Origin of the sequence: Lentzea sp. NPDC003310 (assembly GCF_040610935.1) — a bacterium.
Classification (GTDB): domain Bacteria; phylum Actinomycetota; class Actinomycetes; order Mycobacteriales; family Pseudonocardiaceae; genus Lentzea.
Map to the genome: position 1 here is coordinate 79010 of NZ_JBEXNC010000027.1, position 16510 is coordinate 95519.

At 71.8% G+C, this 16510-nt stretch carries 13 protein-coding genes; 7 read left to right on the plus strand and 6 right to left on the minus strand.

Going from position 1 to position 16510, the window contains the following annotated elements:
* Positions 1 to 7: 7 nt before the first annotated feature.
* Complete coding sequence (locus ABZX02_RS40210) at positions 8 to 856, minus strand: fumarylacetoacetate hydrolase family protein (protein WP_355306754.1); 849 nt, start codon at positions 854 to 856, stop codon at positions 8 to 10.
* A gap of 58 nt (positions 857 to 914) precedes the next feature.
* The gene (locus ABZX02_RS40215; protein WP_355306756.1) at positions 915 to 1331 is read right to left on the minus strand and encodes a RidA family protein; all 417 of its coding nucleotides are present in this window, start codon (positions 1329 to 1331) and stop codon (positions 915 to 917) included.
* A gap of 40 nt (positions 1332 to 1371) precedes the next feature.
* Between ABZX02_RS40215 and ABZX02_RS40220 the strand changes: the two genes are divergently transcribed.
* The 5 genes from ABZX02_RS40220 (at position 1372) to ABZX02_RS40240 (ending at position 9226) form a co-directional block, all read left to right on the plus strand.
* Positions 1372 to 1854: a cupin domain-containing protein gene (locus tag ABZX02_RS40220; RefSeq protein ID WP_355306758.1), complete on the plus strand. Its 483-nt coding sequence runs from the start codon at positions 1372 to 1374 to the stop codon at positions 1852 to 1854.
* A complete protein-coding gene (locus ABZX02_RS40225) occupies positions 1851 to 2741 on the plus strand; it encodes an acyl-CoA thioesterase domain-containing protein (RefSeq protein ID WP_355306760.1) in 891 nt (296 codons plus the stop codon). Before ABZX02_RS40220 ends, ABZX02_RS40225 begins: the two co-directional genes overlap by 4 nt.
* A 26-nt stretch (positions 2742 to 2767) precedes the next feature.
* On the plus strand, positions 2768 to 4354 hold the full coding sequence (locus ABZX02_RS40230; protein WP_355306761.1) for an AMP-binding protein: 1587 nt from the start codon (positions 2768 to 2770) through the stop codon (positions 4352 to 4354).
* Complete coding sequence (locus tag ABZX02_RS40235; RefSeq protein WP_355306763.1) at positions 4351 to 6708, plus strand: bifunctional salicylyl-CoA 5-hydroxylase/oxidoreductase; 2358 nt, start codon at positions 4351 to 4353, stop codon at positions 6706 to 6708. Before ABZX02_RS40230 ends, ABZX02_RS40235 begins: the two co-directional genes overlap by 4 nt.
* Before the next feature lie 196 nt (positions 6709 to 6904).
* On the plus strand, positions 6905 to 9226 hold the full coding sequence (locus ABZX02_RS40240; protein ID WP_355306765.1) for a hypothetical protein: 2322 nt from the start codon (positions 6905 to 6907) through the stop codon (positions 9224 to 9226).
* A gap of 19 nt (positions 9227 to 9245) precedes the next feature.
* On the opposite strand, the gene ABZX02_RS40245 is transcribed toward ABZX02_RS40240, so the two are convergent.
* The 3 genes from ABZX02_RS40245 to ABZX02_RS40255 form a co-directional block, all read right to left on the minus strand.
* A complete protein-coding gene (locus ABZX02_RS40245; RefSeq protein WP_355306766.1) occupies positions 9246 to 9878 on the minus strand; it encodes a response regulator transcription factor in 633 nt (210 codons plus the stop codon).
* Entirely contained in the window at positions 9866 to 11815 is a 1950-nt protein-coding gene (locus tag ABZX02_RS40250) for an ATP-binding protein (RefSeq protein WP_355306767.1), read from the minus strand. The genes ABZX02_RS40245 and ABZX02_RS40250 overlap by 13 nt, the downstream gene beginning before the upstream one ends.
* 662 nt (positions 11816 to 12477) lie before the next feature.
* The gene (locus tag ABZX02_RS40255) at positions 12478 to 13821 is read right to left on the minus strand and encodes an APC family permease (RefSeq protein WP_355306769.1); all 1344 of its coding nucleotides are present in this window, start codon (positions 13819 to 13821) and stop codon (positions 12478 to 12480) included.
* Positions 13822 to 13933: 112 nt separating this feature from the next.
* Here ABZX02_RS40255 and ABZX02_RS40260 point away from each other — a divergent pair, with 112 nt between their 5' ends.
* Entirely contained in the window at positions 13934 to 14407 is a 474-nt protein-coding gene (locus tag ABZX02_RS40260) for an Lrp/AsnC family transcriptional regulator (protein WP_355306771.1), read from the plus strand.
* A gap of 3 nt (positions 14408 to 14410) precedes the next feature.
* Here the strand turns inward: ABZX02_RS40260 and ABZX02_RS40265 are convergent, their stop codons facing one another.
* Complete coding sequence (locus tag ABZX02_RS40265; RefSeq protein WP_355306773.1) at positions 14411 to 15436, minus strand: aldehyde reductase; 1026 nt, start codon at positions 15434 to 15436, stop codon at positions 14411 to 14413.
* Positions 15437 to 15536: 100 nt separating this feature from the next.
* On the opposite strand from ABZX02_RS40265, the gene ABZX02_RS40270 reads away from it, so the two are divergent.
* Positions 15537 to 16121 (plus strand): TetR/AcrR family transcriptional regulator, encoded by a 585-nt coding sequence (locus ABZX02_RS40270; protein ID WP_355306774.1) that lies wholly within the window; start codon positions 15537 to 15539, stop codon positions 16119 to 16121.
* Positions 16122 to 16510 lie beyond the last annotated feature (389 nt).

The window sequence follows — 16510 nt, forward strand, 5'->3', positions numbered from 1 at the left end:
GCCGAGCTTAACGCCCGCCGAGATCGGTCGGCGTGACGGTGTTGCGCAGCTCGCCCAGGCCGCTGACGCGCGTCACCACCACGTCGCCCGCGCGCAGGAAGAGCTGCGGCTCGCGGGCGTTGCCGACGCCGCTGGGGGTGCCGGTCAGGATCACGTCGCCGGCGCGCAGGGTCATGCCGTGGCTCAGCTCGGCGATGATCCGGGCGAACGAGAACGCCATCTGCGCGCTGGACGCGTCCTGCAGCAGCACGCCGTTGACCTCGCACTGCACGCGCAGGTCCGTCACGTCGACGGAGTCGATCGTCGTCACCCACGGGCCGAGGGGCATGGTCGCGTCGAGGCTCTTGCCCTTGAGCCACTGGCCGCCGTGCGCGCGTTGCAGGTCGCGCTGTGACACGTCGTTGGCGACGAGGAACCCGAAGACGTGGTCGAGCGCCTTCTCCTCCGGGATCGACCGGCCGTCGCGCCCGATCACCATCGCGATCTCGGCCTCGTAGTCCCACTTCTGCGAGAGCGACGGGTCGTAGGCGATCGGGTCGGACGGGCCGATCACGGTGTCCGGGCCCTTGGTGAAGAACGTCGGACGCAGCGGGCGCTCGACCGGGTCCTGGCCCTCGCGCTTGCCCGCCGACTCGGCGAAGTGGTCCCAGTAGTTCCAGCCGGTGCACAGGACGTCCCGGTTGAAGCGGTGCAACGGCGACTCCAGCCGCACTTCGGTGAGAGGCAGGACCTCACGCGTTTCCACCTGGGCGCCGCGTACGACGTCGTCGACCGTGCACGTCAACAACGCGATCGAGTCCCCGTCGACGACACCGCCGCGCCGGACGCCGTCGACCGTCACCGAAGCGAGCCTCACCCGCACACCTCCACTGATATTGCGTTCACGTTTCGTAGATCATGGAAACGCTATCGATTCAGCTGGGCCTGACCAGGCGCTCCTCGGGGATCACGGCGACGCCGAGGATCTCGATGAGCGCCTCGGGCTGCCACAGTGCAGTGCAGCCGATGCCCGCCATGGCCGGGTAGACCGGTCCGGCGAGCTCGCGCCAGACCTTGCCGATCTCCCTGCCGTGCGCCTGGTAGTCCGGGATGTCGGTCAGGTAGATCGTGATGCTGACCAGGTCTTCCGGCTCGCCTCCGGCCGCGCGCAACGTCGTCAGCACGTTGCCGAACGCCTGCCGGAACTGCTCGACGATGCCGCCCGGGACGATCTTCATGTCCGCGTCGAGAGCGGTCTGGCCACCCAGGTACAGGGTGGTGCCGGACAGCGTGCCGTGGGAGTAGCCGCTCGGGGCGGGCAGGCTGGCCGGATTCACTGCTGCGGGCCTCATGAGTATTGACACTATCTGACGGTCGTGAAGAATACGAGATATGGAGCCCGACCTGAGCAAGTACCGGCTCGACGGCGACAACTCGATGTACCGGCTGCCCAGCGGCCTGGTCGCGCCGGTCGTGACGCGCGGCGGCGCGGAGAACCCGGACACCGCGAACAGCGGTGGCGCGATCCGGATCTCCGGCGTGAGCATCCAGCACACCCCGGCGACAAGGCTGTGGTTCGGCAAGGTCACCAACGAGCCCGGCTACCGCTCCGTCACCCACCACCACGGCGAGGCCGAGACCGGCGGGTACGTGCTGTCCGGCCGGGCCCGCATCTACTTCGGCGAGAAGTTCGAGGACTACGTCGACATGGAGGAGGGCGACTGGGTGTTCGTGCCGCCGTTCATGCCGCACATCGAGTGCAACCTCGACCGGAACAAGTCCCTGACGTGGATGACCACGCGCACGCCGGAGAACATCGTCGTCAACCTCGACGACGTGCCGGACGAGGACCTGCGCGACTGGCTGACCCGATGACGACCTCCGCGATCTTCACCGACGCCGTCACGCTGGAGAAGGCCGAGCCGGAGCACTTCGACCTGGCCTTCACCGCCGTCACCCAGCCCTGCCCGTGGCCCAAGGCCTACGGGGGAGACCTGGTCGCCGCCGCGGCCGCCGCGGCCATGCGCTCGGTCACCGACGGCAAGACGCTGCACTCGATGCACAGCTACTTCCTGCGCCCCGCCGACATCGGCGCCGAGGTCCGCTACGAGGTGGAGCTGCTGCGCGACGGCCGCGGCTACAGCACCCGGCAGGTCCGCGGCTACCAGAACGGCAAGACCCTCTACGCCTGCCTCGCGAACTTCGCGGCGGGCGAGCCGGGCGGCACGTTCCGGGCGGAGTTCGCCGTCGACCTGCCCGCCCCGGAGGACCTGCCGAGCACGGCCGACTTCCTCGCGGACCGCTCCGGCGGCACGATGACGGACGAGTCGAAGGCCTACTGGTCGGGCGGCCGCAGCTTCGACATGCGGCACGTGCCCGGACCCGTTTACCTGGCGGTGGAGGGCGAACGGACCCCGCACCAGGCCGTGTGGGTCAGGCCGTTCGACCCGCTGCGCCCGGTCGACGGGCTGACCGACGCCCAGCGCGACCTCGCCGCGCTGGCCTACGTCTGCGACTACACGATCCTCGAACCGGTCCTGCGCGTGCTCGACCTGCCGTGGGCGCGGCCGGGGCTCGTCACCGCGAGCCTCGACCACGCCATGTGGTTCCACCGGCCGGGCCCGGTCGACGACTGGCTGCTCTACGCGCAGGACGCCGTGGCCGCCGACGACGGCCGAGGCCTCGGCCACGGCCGCTTCTTCACCCGCGGGGGCCTCCACCTCGCCACCGTTGCCCAGGAGGGCATGATCCGCGCTTCCTGACCCGCTGCCCGGGAAGGACCCACACCATGGACACGTTCGCCCGCGACCACCTCCCGCCGGCAGCGCTCTGGCCCACCCTCGAGTTCACCACCCCCGAACTCGCCTACCCGGACCGGCTCAACGCGGCCACCGAGCTGATCGACGCCGCGGTCGCGCGGTTCGGCGCGGACCGCCCCGCGCTGCGCACGCCGGCGGGGGAGACGTGGACCTACGGCGAGTTGCTGACCCGCGCCAACCAGGTCGCCCAGGTGCTGGCCGACGACTTCAACGTGGTCGCCGGGCAACGGGTCCTGCTGCGCTCGCCCAACACCCCGTGGACGGTGGCCGCGTGGCTCGGCGTGCTCAAGGCGGGCGGGGTCGTGGTGACCACGATGGCCGCGCTGCGCACCCGCGAGCTCTTACCGGTCGTCGAACGGACGCGCCCGTCGATCGCGCTGGTGGACCCGAGGTTCGCCGAGGACGTCCGCGCGATCCCGGCGCTGACCGTGGTCGACCACGACGACCTCCAGGTGCTCGCCGCGACCAAGTCGGGGGAGTTCACCGCCGCCGACACGGCCGCCGACGACGTGGCGCTGCTGGCGCCGACGTCCGGCAGCACCGGGTCGCCGAAGATCACCGCGCACTTCCACCGCGACGTCCTGTCGATCGACAACACCTTCGGCCGCCACGTGCTGCGGCTGACCGAGGACGACCTCGTCGCCTGCACCGCGCCGTTCGCCTTCACGTTCGGCCTGGGCATGCTCGTGGTGTTCCCGTTGCGCGCCGGGGCATGCGCGCTGCTGACCGAGGCCGCGACACCCGTCCAGGTCGCGGACCTGGTGGCACAGCACGGGGTCACGGTCCTCGCCACCGCCCCGACCGCGTACAAGGCGATCCTGCGCGAGGGCGCCGAGGAGAAGTTGGCCGGCCTGCGCACCGCCGTGTCGGCCGGCGAGCACATCCCGCGCGAGACCTGGCAGCGGTTGCACGACCGCCTGGGGCTCAAGGTGATCGACGGCATCGGTGCCACGGAGTTGTTGCACATCTTCATCTCCGCCGCCGGCGACGACATCCGGCCGGGCTCCACCGGCCGGCCCGTCCCCGGCTACCGCGCCACCGTGCTCGGCGCCGACGGCGAGGAGCTCGGCCCCGGTGAGCCCGGACGGCTCGGCGTGATCGGGCCGGTCGGCTGCCGCTACCTCGACGACGAACGGCAGAAGGACTACGTGGTGGGCGGCTGGAACGTCACCGGCGACGTGTTCCACCGCGACGAGGACGGCTACTTCCACTACCACGCCCGCAGCGACCACATGATCGTCTCCTCCGGCTACAACATCGGCGGCCCCGAGGTCGAGGAGGCCATCGACACCCACCCGGACGTGCTGGAGTCCGCCGTCGTCGCCAAACCCGACGAGGAACGCGGCTCGGTCGTGTGCGCGTTCGTAGTGCTGCGCGAGGGCGTCGAGGGCGGCGAGGCGAAGGCCCGCGAGATCCAGGACCACGTCAAGCGGACGATCGCGCCGTACAAGTACCCGCGCGAGGTCCGGTTCCGCACCTCGTTGCCCCGCAACGCGAGCGGCAAGCTGCAGCGCTTCGCGCTCCGCAAGATCGTCGAGGAGGAGGTGCCGGCGTGAGGATCGCTGTCGTCGGTGGTGGACCCGGCGGGCTGTACTTCGCCGCGTTGATGAAGCAGCTCGACCCCGCGCACGACGTCACCGTGTGGGAGCGCGACGCGGCCGACGTGACGTTCGGCTTCGGCGTGGTGTTCTCCGACGAGACGCTCGGCGGCATCGAGAACGCGGACCCGGAGTTCGCCGGAGCGATGGCCCGCCGGTTCGCGCGCTGGACGGACATCGACATCCACCACCGCGGCGAGAGCCACACGGTGGGCGGGCAGGGGTTCGCCGCGATGAGCCGCAAGGAACTGCTCCGGCTGTTGCAGCAGCGGTGCCACGACCTCGGTGTGGTCGTGCACTTCTCGACGCCCGCGCCCGCTGTGGACGTCCTGCGCGCGGAGCACGACCTGGTGGTCGGCGCGGACGGCGTGAACTCGGTGGTGCGCCGGTCGTCCGGAGACGTCTTCCGCTCCACTGTGGACACAAGGCGCAACAAGTACATGTGGCTCGGCACCGACCGCGTCTTCGAGGCGTTCCAGTTCTTCATCAAGGACACGCCCTGGGGCACCATGCAGGTCCACGGCTATCCCTACTCCGACACCGGTTCCACGTTCATCGTCGAGATGCACGAGGACGTCTGGCGCCGCGCCGGGTTCGACACCGCGGAGGAGTTCGCGCCGGGGGAGTCCGACGACCGCGCCGTCGACCGGATCCGCGAGCTGTTCGCGGAGGAGCTGGCGGGCCACCGGGTGTTCGCCAACAACTCGAAGTGGCTGAGCTTCACCACCGTCCGCAACGAGCGCTGGCACGACGGCAACCTCGTGCTGGTCGGCGACGCCGCGCACACCGCGCACTTCTCCATCGGGTCCGGCACCAAGCTCGCGATGGAGGACTCGCTCGCGCTCGCCGCGTGCCTGCACGAGCACCGTGACGTCGACACCGCTCTGACGGCCTACGAGACCGAACGGCGTCCGGTCGTGGAGTCCACGCAGCGCGCCGCCCAGGCGTCCCTGGAGTGGTTCGAGAACATCGGCATGTACGCGGACCAGGAGCCGACCCGGTTCTGCTTCAACCTGCTCACGCGCTCGCGCCGGATCACCTACGACAACCTCCGCACCCGCGACCCGGAGTTCGCCGGCCGCGTGGACGCCGCCTTCGCCGCCTCCCAGGGGCTCGCCACCGTCGCGCCCGCCATGTTCCAGCCGTTCCGCCTGGGGCGGCTCGAGCTCAAGAACCGCGTGATCGTCTCGGCGATGGACATGTACTCGGCGACCGACGGCGTGCCCGGCGACTTCCACCTCGTGCACCTCGGCTCGAAGGCCATGGGCGGCGCGGGCCTGGTGATGACCGAGATGGTCTGCGTCTCGCCGGAGGGCCGCATCACGCCCGGCTGCACCGGGTTGTGGAACGACGAGCAGCGCGACTCGTGGGCGCGGATCGTGGCGTTCGCGCACGAGCGCAGCACCGCCCGCGTCGGCCTGCAGCTCGGCCACTCCGGCCGCAAGGGCTCGACCAGGCTGATGTGGGAGGGCATGGACGAGCCGTTGCCCGAGGGCGGCTGGGACGTCGTCGGGCCGTCGCCGCTGCCGTACGGACCGGGCTCGCCGGTGCCGTCCGAGGTGGACCGCACCGGGCTGGACCGGATCACCGAGCAGTTCGTCGCGGCGGCGCGGCGGGGTGCCGAGGCCGGGTTCGACCTGCTGGAACTGCACTGCGCCCACGGATATCTGCTGTCGTCGTTCCTCTCTCCGGTCGCGAACCAGCGCACGGACTCCTACGGCGGCTCGCTCGCGAACCGGCTGAGGTACCCCCTCGAAGTGTTCGACGCCGTCCGTGCGGTGTGGCCCGCCGAGCGGCCGATGATCGTGCGCATCTCCGCGACCGACTGGGTCGACGGCGGCAACACCGAGCACGACGCCGTGGAGATCGCCCGCGCGTTCGTCGCCCACGGCGCGGATGCGATCGACGTGTCGACCGGTCAAGTCACGGCCGACGAGCGCCCGGCGTACGGCCGCAGCTACCAGACGCCGTTCGCCGACCGGATCCGCCACGAGGTCACGGGTGCCGCCGTCATCGCGGTGGGCGCTATCGCCTCGTACGACGACGTGAACTCCATCCTGCTGGCGGGCCGCGCGGATCTCTGCGCGATCGGCCGCACGCACCTGTACGACCCGCACTGGACGTTGCACGCGGCCGCGGAGCAGGGATTCCCGGCCGAGTGGCCTGTCCAGTTCCGCGCGGGCAGCCGCAAACCGCCGTCCGCGCGCACCGACGCCGTCCGGCCGAGGTTGTCCTTGTTGCGCGCCGACCCGCCCGATCGGACGGTGCACCTGCGTTGGACCCCGTCGCAGGCGCATTCGGTTCTCGCATAGGCATTTCAGCGGCGTTCAGGTGAAACTTCATTCGGCTATGAATTGGAATCGCTTGCTGGGTCACCTGTTCCGCGGCCGTGCATTGGTCTGATGGGGCAGACATCCCACGCACGCGGGTGAGGGGGAGTTTCGAGCACGGGCGAGGTCCCTAGCGTCGGCGGTCAGTTCCCGCACCGCCACCGAAGGGATCATGCTCGTGCGAAGACGTTTGCCGGCGCTGGTGCTCGCGGGCGTGCTCGCCGGCAGCACGCTCACCGCCGCCGTACCCGTGGCCGCCCAGCCACCCGTGTCCACTCTCACCAAGTCCGTGCAGGGCGTTGCCGATCCCGCCGCGCACGGCGACGTCGCCTCCTGGGTGCTGTCGTACTCCAACGGCGCCAACGGACCCGCCTCGATCACCGACCCGATCGGCGCGGGCCAGACCCTGCTCGCCGGGTCGCTGCAGGTACCGCCGGGCTGGACCGGCACCGAGGGCAACCCCATCACCGCCACGCACCCGAACGTGCGCAACGGCGGCAAGGCGCTGTCCAACGTGCTCACGCCGCCCGTGCAGGCCAGTGCCGCCTCGACCGGCGGTGACGGCTTCACCCCGATCCTGCACCGCACGCCCGACGGCCGCCTCCAGGCGTGGAACGTCTACCACCACCTGGCCCCGGCGAACGCCAAGCTCGTCTGCACCGACCTCGCGACCAGCACGCCGTGCCCCGGCGGGCCGTGGCCGAAACCGCTCAACACCGCGCCCGGCCCGTTCGGAGCGGGCGGCACCGGCGACATCGGCAGCCCGCTCGAACCGCAGTACGTGCGCGACGAGGCGAACCCGGCCCGCGTGTACTACTCCGCGACCACGGCGTCCTCGATCGGCGTGGCCTGCATGGACCTCGCCGCTGCCGCCAACTGCGGGTTCTGGCCGCTCATGCCTCGCGGCGGGCAGACCTCCGAGATGGCCGGCCTCGTGCGGATCGGCGGCAACCTCTACGGCGCCTCGACCTCGGGCAACGTGGTGTGCTGGACGATCGCCACGCAGAGCGCGTGCGGCGGGCAGCCCTACGCGCCGATCGTGCCGTGGACCAACACCAGCGGCTACTACTTCGGCGCGCTGACCGTCGCCGGGGGCAAGCTGTTCGCCTCGTCGGTCCCGGTGGGCGGCGGTGCTCCGCAACTCGGGTGCTTCGACCCCGGCACCACGACCCGGTGCGCGGGCTGGCCCGCCTCGAAACCGGTGGGGCAGAACGGCAACGTCACCTACAACGCCTACACCGCCTACAGCACGACGGGTGCGGAGATCGGGGCGTGCTCCACCACGACCGGTGCCGCGAGCGGCACCACCTGCTACGCGATCGACGGCTCGGCCCTGCCCGCGCCACCGGTCTACTCCGGGCTGGAGAGCGGTGTGATCGCGTTCAACCCCGAGATCGTGCGCACCGGTGACCGCGTGCGGAGCTACATGGGCATCTGGCGCGGCCCGTACGCGGGCGCCGCGGTGTGCCACGACTGGAGCACCGGGTCGGCCTGCGCGGGCGTGCCGGCGCGCATCACCCACCCGACCGCCAACGGCGGTGACACCCGGGACTACGGCTACGCCTACGACGCCCCCACCGGCTGCATGATCGGGCTGGGCGACGCGGGCGTGCTGTTCTCGATGGATCCTGACACGGGGGCGTCGCCCTGCGTGCGCAGCGGCGCCTCCGTGTCTCTCACCCCGTCCCAGTTCTACTGCGACGGCAAACCGCACACCACCACCTACACCAAGGCACGCCTGGTCGGCGTCACACCGGCGAACGTGAACTTCGCCGCGTCGACCGTCACGGCCGTGGACGGGGGCGGGAACCCCGTCGCCACACCGGGGTTCGCCCCGGACGGCACGGTCGACCTGACCGGTGTCACCGCGCCGACGCTGACCCTCACCACCACCCTGGTGCTGAACAGCGCCGCGGACTTCGGTGGCGGCAACCAGCCGTCGCTGTCGGTGGAGTTCAGCGGTGACGCGCCCCAGGTCTGCTTCCGCACCACGATCGCCGCGGACTGCGCGGTCACGTCGGTCGCGAACACCGGAAACGGCACCGACTCGACCGGGGCGTTCGCCTCGAACACGGTGACCCGCCAGGTCGCGCCGGGCTCGGCGTGCCAGCCGAACGTGGTGGTGAACAAGGAGATCTGCGGCTCCTACACGCCGTCGCACTGCAAGGCGGGCGGAGCCGGGCCGTGGGTGAAGGAGGCACCGGTGGGTGTCCTCGGCCTGCTGTTCGCGACCGCCTACTGGCGGGTGACCGTCACCAACAACGGGCCGATCCCGATCGCCGACGCGCACGTGGTCGACGACGTGGAACCGTCCTGCCAGGCCGGGCCGTTCAGCCTGCAGCCCGGTGAGTCCAAAGTGGTCTACTGCTCGACCTACGCCCTGTTGTCGCTGTTCCCCCTGACGAACAAGGCGAAGGCGAAGTACACGCCGGTCAACGGCACCAAGACCTACAGCGAGTGGTCGGCCGCGAAGGCCTGTTCCCTGCTCTGCGCGCTGTAGGTCGTCCGGTGGAGGAGCATCAGCCGTACTCGGCCAGGTAGGTCAGGACGGCCAGCACCCGGCGGTGCTCCTCCACGTTGGCGGCCAGGCCCAGCTTGGCCATGATGCTGCCGACGTGGGTCTCGACGGTGCGCTCGGTGAGCCAGAGCCTCCGCGCGATGCCCACGTTCGTGCAGCCCTCGGCCATCAGTCCGAGCACCTCGCGTTCGCGCGGGGTGAGCGCCCCGGTGGTGGGCCGTCCGAGCAGCCGGCCCACCACCTCGGGGTCGAGCGCGGACCCGCCCGCGGCGACGCGGGCGATCGACTCCAGGAAGTCGTCGACGTCGAGCACCCGGTCCTTGAGCAGGTAGCCGAACGCGCCCTGGCTGACCAGTTCGACGGAGTGCTTCGTCTCGACGTGCTGGGACAGCATGAGGATCGCGACACCGGGGTGCCGGTCCCGGATCTTCCTGGCGGCCTGGGCGCCGTCGTCGGTGAGGCCCGGCGGCATCCGCACGTCCACAATGGCCAGATCGGGTTCCTCGGCCGCCACCACGGACACGAGCGTCACGGCGTCGGCGGCCCGGCCCACCACCTGGTGGCCCGCGTCGGTGAGCAGGCTCGCGAGACCCTCTCGGAACAGCGCGGAGTCCTCGCCGATCACGATGCGCACGGCAGCACCGCCTGGACGGTCGTGCCGGCGCCGGGCCTGCTGTGCAGCCGGAGCGAGCCGCCCAGCGCGGCGACCCGGTCGGCCAGTCCCGCGAGACCCGAGCCACCGCCGGGATCGGCGCCGCCGCAGCCGTCGTCGCGCACCCACACGTTCACCTCGTCCGCCTGCTGCGTGACGCGCACGGTGATCGTGCTGGCCCGCGCGTGCTTGGCGGCGTTGGTGATGGCCTCGGCGGCGACGTAGTAGGCGGTGATGGCGATGTCGTCGGTCAGCGGTTCGGACATGATCTCCAGCTCCACCGGGACGGGCAGCTTGTTCGTGAGCGCGGCGAGCGCGTTGTGCAGGCCGTCGTCGAGGCTCGTGGGCCGCAGGCCGTGGGCGATCTGGCGGAGCTCGGCGATCGCGGTCGCGAGCTCGGCGACGCTCTGGTCCAGCAGCGCGTGCACGTCGGTGGTGGCGAGCCGGCGCTGGGCCAGCCGCATCGCCATGCCGAGCGACACCAGCCGTTGCTGGGCACCGTCGTGCAGGTCGCGTTCGAGCCGGTGCCGTTCGGCGTCCCCGGCCTGGATGATCCGCGTGCGGCTGGCCTCGACCTCCCGCAGCGCGGTGGCGAGCTCACCGCGCAGCCGGGCGACCTCGACCAGGCTCGCGGCCGCCGCGGCGACGACCTCGAGCACGGCCGGCGTGGTGGCCTGGGCCGTGAGCACCCCGATCTGCGTGCCGCCCACCGTGATCGGTACCAGTCCGGTGTCCGCTATGGACTCTCCGCGGGAGTCCTTGAAGCCCGACGGGAGCAGCAGTCCCACGCGGAGCGTGTCGTCCTTGAGCGCCACCCGGAGGACCTGGTCGAGCTCCTCGGGCTGCGCCGCCTGGGTGTGCACGCGCCGTTGCAGGTCCTCGATGGCGAGCAGCGCGGCCCTGGTGCGCGGGAACAACCGCCGGTCCACGGCCTTCTGCAACCGCCGCCGCACGGGCGTGAGCAGCACGGCGCACACCGCCGTCGCCCCGGCCGCCGCGACGGGGGAGTCCCGCCCCGCCACCAGCCCGATGCCGAGCGCCGCCACCGCGTACGCGCCGACCAGCACCAGCAGGACGATCGTGTAGCTGATGGTGTCGGCCAGCACGCGGTCGACGTCGTAGAGGTCGTGGCGCAGCATGGCGATGCCGACCGAGCAGAACAGCGCGACGATCGTGACGACGCCGAACACCGTTGCCACGACCCCACTTCGCCCGGTCACGACGATCTCGGCCAGGCACACCACCGGGTACGCGGTCACCGCCAGCCCCGCGAACGCCAGCCACTTCAGCTGGGCCCGCACCACACCGGTGGCCCGGCGGAACCGCGCCACCAGCGACGCACCCGCCGCCAGCACCGCGAGGACCAGCCCGATGGTGACGACGTAGCTGAGCACGTGGACCACGTCCGACGGCGGCCCCCACGGAGGCGCGACGTTCTCCATCGGCTCGGTGAACGGCTCGCGCGGCGTGGTACCCACGGCCTGCTGCGCCACCGCGAGCACGACGACCAGCGGCGGCAGCGCGGCCCACCTCCTGGAGGGCACCCGGCCGTCCGGGAAGTGCAGCAACAGCAACGCGACGGCGGCCAGGACCCACCAGCCGCTCTCGTTCAGCAGCGCGACCACGCGGGAGTCGAGCGGCACCGCCGTCGAGTCGGCGAGCCACGCGCGGTAGTAGACGTCGCGCACGGCCAGGAAGACGACGATCGCCCCGACCCACGCGAGCAGTGGGCCGACGGGGTTGGCGCGCACCCGGAACGCGATCGTCACACCGAGCGCGGCCATCGCCAGGCCCAGACCCGCCAGACCGGTGAACGCGAACACGCGGTCCGGCGCGCGGAACTGGAGCCGGCCGCCGCCCGCCGCCAGTGCGGCGGAGACGCCCAGCAGACCCAGTGCCACCGGTCTCGGCCACCTCATCCGCCCAGGGTAAGGCCGGTGCGGCGGCTCGGCCTCCGTGCTGGCACGGAGGTCAGGTGCGGGGTGGGCACCGATGTGCCGGACGGGTCGGTGGCGGTTCGCTGAAGGCGGTGACCGTTCGCAGCCCCGACTCCCCGAAGGAGCCCGCCATGTCCCTCGACACCGCCCCAACTCCCACCACCGCGGACGCCACCCGCACCCGCGTGGCCGTCCTCGCCGCGGTCCTCACCGCCACCTCCCTCGCCGCCATCGCCGGCGGACTCCTCTGGCCCGAACCCGCGGCCGGCGGCGAGACCTACGCCTACACCGACATCGCCCCCGCCAGAGAGCTCTGGTGGACCCTCCTCACCGGCCTGGCCGCCATGCAGGTCCTCAACATCCCCCTGCAGGCCCTCGCCACGATGCTCCTGGTCCGCCGCCGCGGCAGCGCCTGGGCCACGTGGGGTGCGGCGCTCATGTGGACCGGCGGCGGACTGCAGGGCGCGGCCGTCGCGGGCTGGGCGGCGGCCTACTTCTACCCGACGGACCCCTCGGTCCCGGCGACGGCGGGCGAGGCCGTGGTGCGGGCGGCCAACGAGTCGCCGCAGCTGTTCGCGTTGATGATCCCCGGTGCCGTGATGGTGTTGCTGGGCACGGTGTCGCAGTGCGTCGGGCTGTTCCGCTCACGTGCCGTGCCGAAGTGGGTGCCCGTGCTGCTGCTGGTCGTCGTGGTGTCGTTCGTGATCCCCGGCAACGGTGTGCTCGGGCTGCTGACCAGCGTTCCCATGGCGGCCGGCGCGATCGGGCTGGGCTACCACGCGTGGCGTGCCGCGTGAGTCGCGTCGTGTCACGAGCCACGCCACCCCCGCCACCGCGACGGCCGGCAGGGCCGCGGCCGCCGTGAAGGCGAGGATCACCAGGACGATCACGAACGCGGCCGCGGCGGCGACGCGCACGCCGCCCGGCAGCAGTCGCCACGCCGCGGCCGTGCATCCGAGGTACACGACCAGGAACATCGCACTCGGCACCGCGACCAGCGACTCCAGTTCGAGCAACCCGATGCCGTACAACGAGATCAGCACCCCGGCGGACACCAGCACCGCGACGTTCAGCCAGCGCGGCGGCGTGTCCGCCTCGTCGTCCGCGGCCACCAGCGAGCGGGCCAGCGTCCCGGCCCCCGAGACGTACGCGTTGATCGTGCCGAGGGTGAGGACGACCGCCGAGACCGCCGCGAGCACCACCCCGGCCGGGCCGACGGCGAGGACGAGGAGCTTCGCGACGGGCGTCGAGCTCCCGGCGTCCGGGCCGAGCGCCGCGATCGTGACCGCGGCCAGCGCCAGGTACAGCAGGCTCGTGACGACGAGGGTGGTCGCGACGATCCGCGGCAGCTGGCGGCGCGGGTCCGCCAGCCGTGCGGTGAGCGGTGCGGCGGCCTCCCATCCCACGAATGACAGCATCAGGGGCGCGGCGGCCGTGCCGACGGCCGTCCACCCGTGCGGGGCGAACGGCGTCCAGTGGCGGGCGTCCGCCGCGAACACCCCACCCGCCACGCTGATCGCCACGACCACGAGCAGCAGTACCACGAGTCCGAACTGGACGGCCGACGACGTGCGCAGGCCACGTGACGTGATCACCAGCACGGCCGGCACGGCCACGACGGCGATCAGACACGCGGCCAGCCGTCCGCCGCCGGAGAGCTCCGCGACGTACCCGCCGCCGATCAGGCAGACGATGGGCGTGCCCGCGACGATGCCGGCGAGGAACGTCCACGACGTCGCCGCGGCCGCCCTGCGCCCCAGGCCGAGCTCGACGTACCCGCGCACCCCCGTCGCCGAGGGCAGCCGGATGCCGAGCGCGGCGAAGACCCAGCCCAGCAGCGCGGAGAGCACGAGCAGGCCCGCCCAGGTCAGGACTGACGCCGGTCCGGCGACGGCCGCGGTCAGGCCCGGCAGCATCAGCAGACCGGGACCCAGCAACGCTCCGACGTACATCGCCGATCCGCGCGACACGGTGAGTGGTGAGGACATGCCGTGAATTCTTGAGCGCTTCCTGAGGCAGCCGCTGCGAAACTGAAGCGCCACGGTGAGCTTGTGCGCAACCAGATTGTGTGAAAATCCCAATCTGTCGAATACTGTGCACATGAACAGGTTCGACGCCGTCGACCGGGCGATCCTGCGGCGGCTGCAGGCCGACGGCCGGATGCCCAACAACGAGCTGGCCGAGGCCGTGCGCCTTTCGCCGTCCGCGTGCCTGCGCCGGGTCAGGGCGCTGGAGAGCGCCGGGATCATCGCCGGCTACCGGGCCGAGCTCGACCGCGAGAAGGCGGGCCTGGGCCTCACGGTCTTCCTGGAGCTCAAGGTCAACAACCACTCCGCGGAGACCGCCCGCGAGGTGGAGGCGGGGCTGCTCGCGATCCCGGCCGTCGTGGCGTGCCACCTGGTGACGGGATCCGCCGACTTCTTCGCCGAGGGCGTGTTGCCGGACCTGCCGTCCTACGAGCCGCTGCTGCTGGCCCACGTGCTCGCCATCCCGGCGGTGGTGGACGTGCGGAGCCCGTTCGCGATCAGGACGATGCGCTCACGGGGTCCGCTGCCGGTCGACCACCTGAGGTGACCATCAGGCGGGGACGGCGTTGTGCGCGAGGAGGCTCTCGGCGGTCTCGGCGATGCTGTCCGCGATCGGCCGCGGCCGCCACCCGAGCACCCGCTCCGCCTTCGCGCTGGTGCCGTTGAAGTCCTGGCCCAGCTGCGGCCGCAACGACCGCAGCTGCGGGTTGACCACGGCGAGCGCGCGGGCGACGGCCAGCGGGATCTCCTTGGTCGGTGCCTTCACGGCCCGGTCGCCGAGCCGTTCGCGCAGGATCCGCGCGACCTCGACGATCCGCAGGCTCGGGCCGGCCTGGGCGATGAAGCGCTCTCCGGCCGCGGCGGGATCGGTCATCGCGCGCAGGTGCAGGTCGGCGACGTCGCGCACGTCGACCCAGCCCGTGCCGAACGGGGGACAGGCGGGCAGGCTGCCGCCGAGCATGCCGCCGATGGTGCGCAGCGAGGGCGGGTCGTCCGGGCCGAGCACCGGCCCGATGACCGCCGCCGGGTGCACGGCAACGAGTTCCAAACCGTCGCCCTCGGTCACGACGAACTCCCACGCGGCCCGCTCGGCCAGCGTCTTCGACCGCTGGTAGGGCGCGATGTCCGCGTCGATGTTCGTCCAGTCCTCCTCGGTGAACGGCTCCGACCGGCGCGGGTGCCCGTAGGCGATGGCGCCGATCGCGCTCGTGAGCACGACCCGCTTCACCCCGGCGTCGCGAGAGGCCTGCAGCACGCGCAGCACGCCGTCGCGGGCGGCCGCGATCATGGCCTCCTCGCTCTCGGGCGCGGTGCGCAGCGTCGGGGAGGCGACGTGCAGGACGTGGTTACAGCCCGCGACCGCTTCGGCCCAGCCCTCGTCCCCGCCCAGGTCGGCCCGCACGACGGTCAGGCGCGAGTCCTCGAACCCGGTCGCGCCGTGCAGCAAGGCCCTCAACCCCGGTTCCCGCTCCAGATCCCGCACCGTGGTGCGCACCTCGTAGCCCGCTTTTAGCAGCGCGAGCACACACCAACTGCCGATGAACCCGGTACCACCGGTGACCAGCACTTTCGACATGTCATCCTCCTGGTTGGCCACTTGCGGAGGATTCTCCGCAAGTGAGGCCGAAACTAGCGGAGGATTGTCCGCATGTCAAAGGCAGGGCATCATCGACGGCATGGACGAGGACACCCCGGGCACGTACGGCACGCAGCGCAAGGCCGCCGCGCGCAACCGTGTCGCGATCATCGAGGCCGCCCACGAGCTGTTCGCGGAGAACCCGCTCGTGACGCTCAGCGAGGTCGCCAAGCGCGCCGGGGTGGGCGCGGGAACGCTCTACCGGCACTTCCCGACCCGCGAGGACCTGATCCTGGCCGCGTACCAGCACGACATCGAACGCCTGACCACCAACGCCGACGAGGTGCTGACCCGCAACACCTCGGCCAAGGCGGCGTTCGTCGAGTGGTTCGAGATCCTGTCGGCCTACATCCGCCTGAAGCACGGCCTCGGCGACGCGCTGCACAGCGAGGCGGCCCAGGAGATGGTCCGCGCGTCGTGGGGACCCGCGACCGAGGCGGTGGCGAAGCTCGTCGCCGCGTGCGTCGCCGAAGGCACGATGGCCGCGGGCCACGACCCGGCGGACATCATCATGCTGATGAGCTTCCTGTGGCGGGTGCCGAACACCGAGGCGGGCCTGGGGCAGGGGAGGCGGCTGATCGAGATCGTGTTCGCGGGCCTGGAGAACGACCCGAAGCCGCTCTGATCCTGGGTGAGGACTGCGGGTCGGTGTGGCGGGGCGCCCGGCCCGGCTCGGCCTGAGCGCGCGCTGGCATGAACCGCTGGTTCGGCGCTGACGCGTCGGCGATCGGGCTCATCTGCCGCCCGCTGCCGCACCGACACGCCGGCACGCCATCAGGGCGCCGCCGCCACGCCGCCACGCCACGGCCGAGCCATCGACGGTGGAGCCACACCGCTGCTGCCGCGTCATCGCTACTTCCGGCGCCCCGTAGCCCGAAGCTGTCACCACCCGCCACCCGTGCGACCGCCGCCACATCCACCACCGACACGTTGCCGCAGGAGTCCGGTCCCGGCACCCAGTCCGGCAGCTCGGGTTCGGGCGGCGGCGGCGGTGGTGGCGGAGGGGGCGGCGGT

Excerpts from the sequence above, each read along its gene's own strand:
- ABZX02_RS40215 (WP_355306756.1), bottom strand. The coding sequence starts at position 1,331 with ATGAGGCCCGCAGCAGTGAATCCGGCCAGCCTGCCCGCCCCGAGCGGC.
- ABZX02_RS40220 (WP_355306758.1), top strand. The coding sequence starts at position 1,372 with ATGGAGCCCGACCTGAGCAAGTACCGGCTCGACGGCGACAACTCGATG.
- ABZX02_RS40225 (WP_355306760.1), top strand. The coding sequence starts at position 1,851 with ATGACGACCTCCGCGATCTTCACCGACGCCGTCACGCTGGAGAAGGCC.
- ABZX02_RS40230 (WP_355306761.1), top strand. The coding sequence starts at position 2,768 with ATGGACACGTTCGCCCGCGACCACCTCCCGCCGGCAGCGCTCTGGCCC.
- ABZX02_RS40250 (WP_355306767.1), bottom strand. The coding sequence starts at position 11,815 with ATGAGGTGGCCGAGACCGGTGGCACTGGGTCTGCTGGGCGTCTCCGCC.
- ABZX02_RS40255 (WP_355306769.1), bottom strand. The coding sequence starts at position 13,821 with ATGTCCTCACCACTCACCGTGTCGCGCGGATCGGCGATGTACGTCGGA.
- ABZX02_RS40260 (WP_355306771.1), top strand. The coding sequence starts at position 13,934 with ATGAACAGGTTCGACGCCGTCGACCGGGCGATCCTGCGGCGGCTGCAG.
- ABZX02_RS40265 (WP_355306773.1), bottom strand. The coding sequence starts at position 15,436 with ATGTCGAAAGTGCTGGTCACCGGTGGTACCGGGTTCATCGGCAGTTGG.
- ABZX02_RS40270 (WP_355306774.1), top strand. The coding sequence starts at position 15,537 with ATGGACGAGGACACCCCGGGCACGTACGGCACGCAGCGCAAGGCCGCC.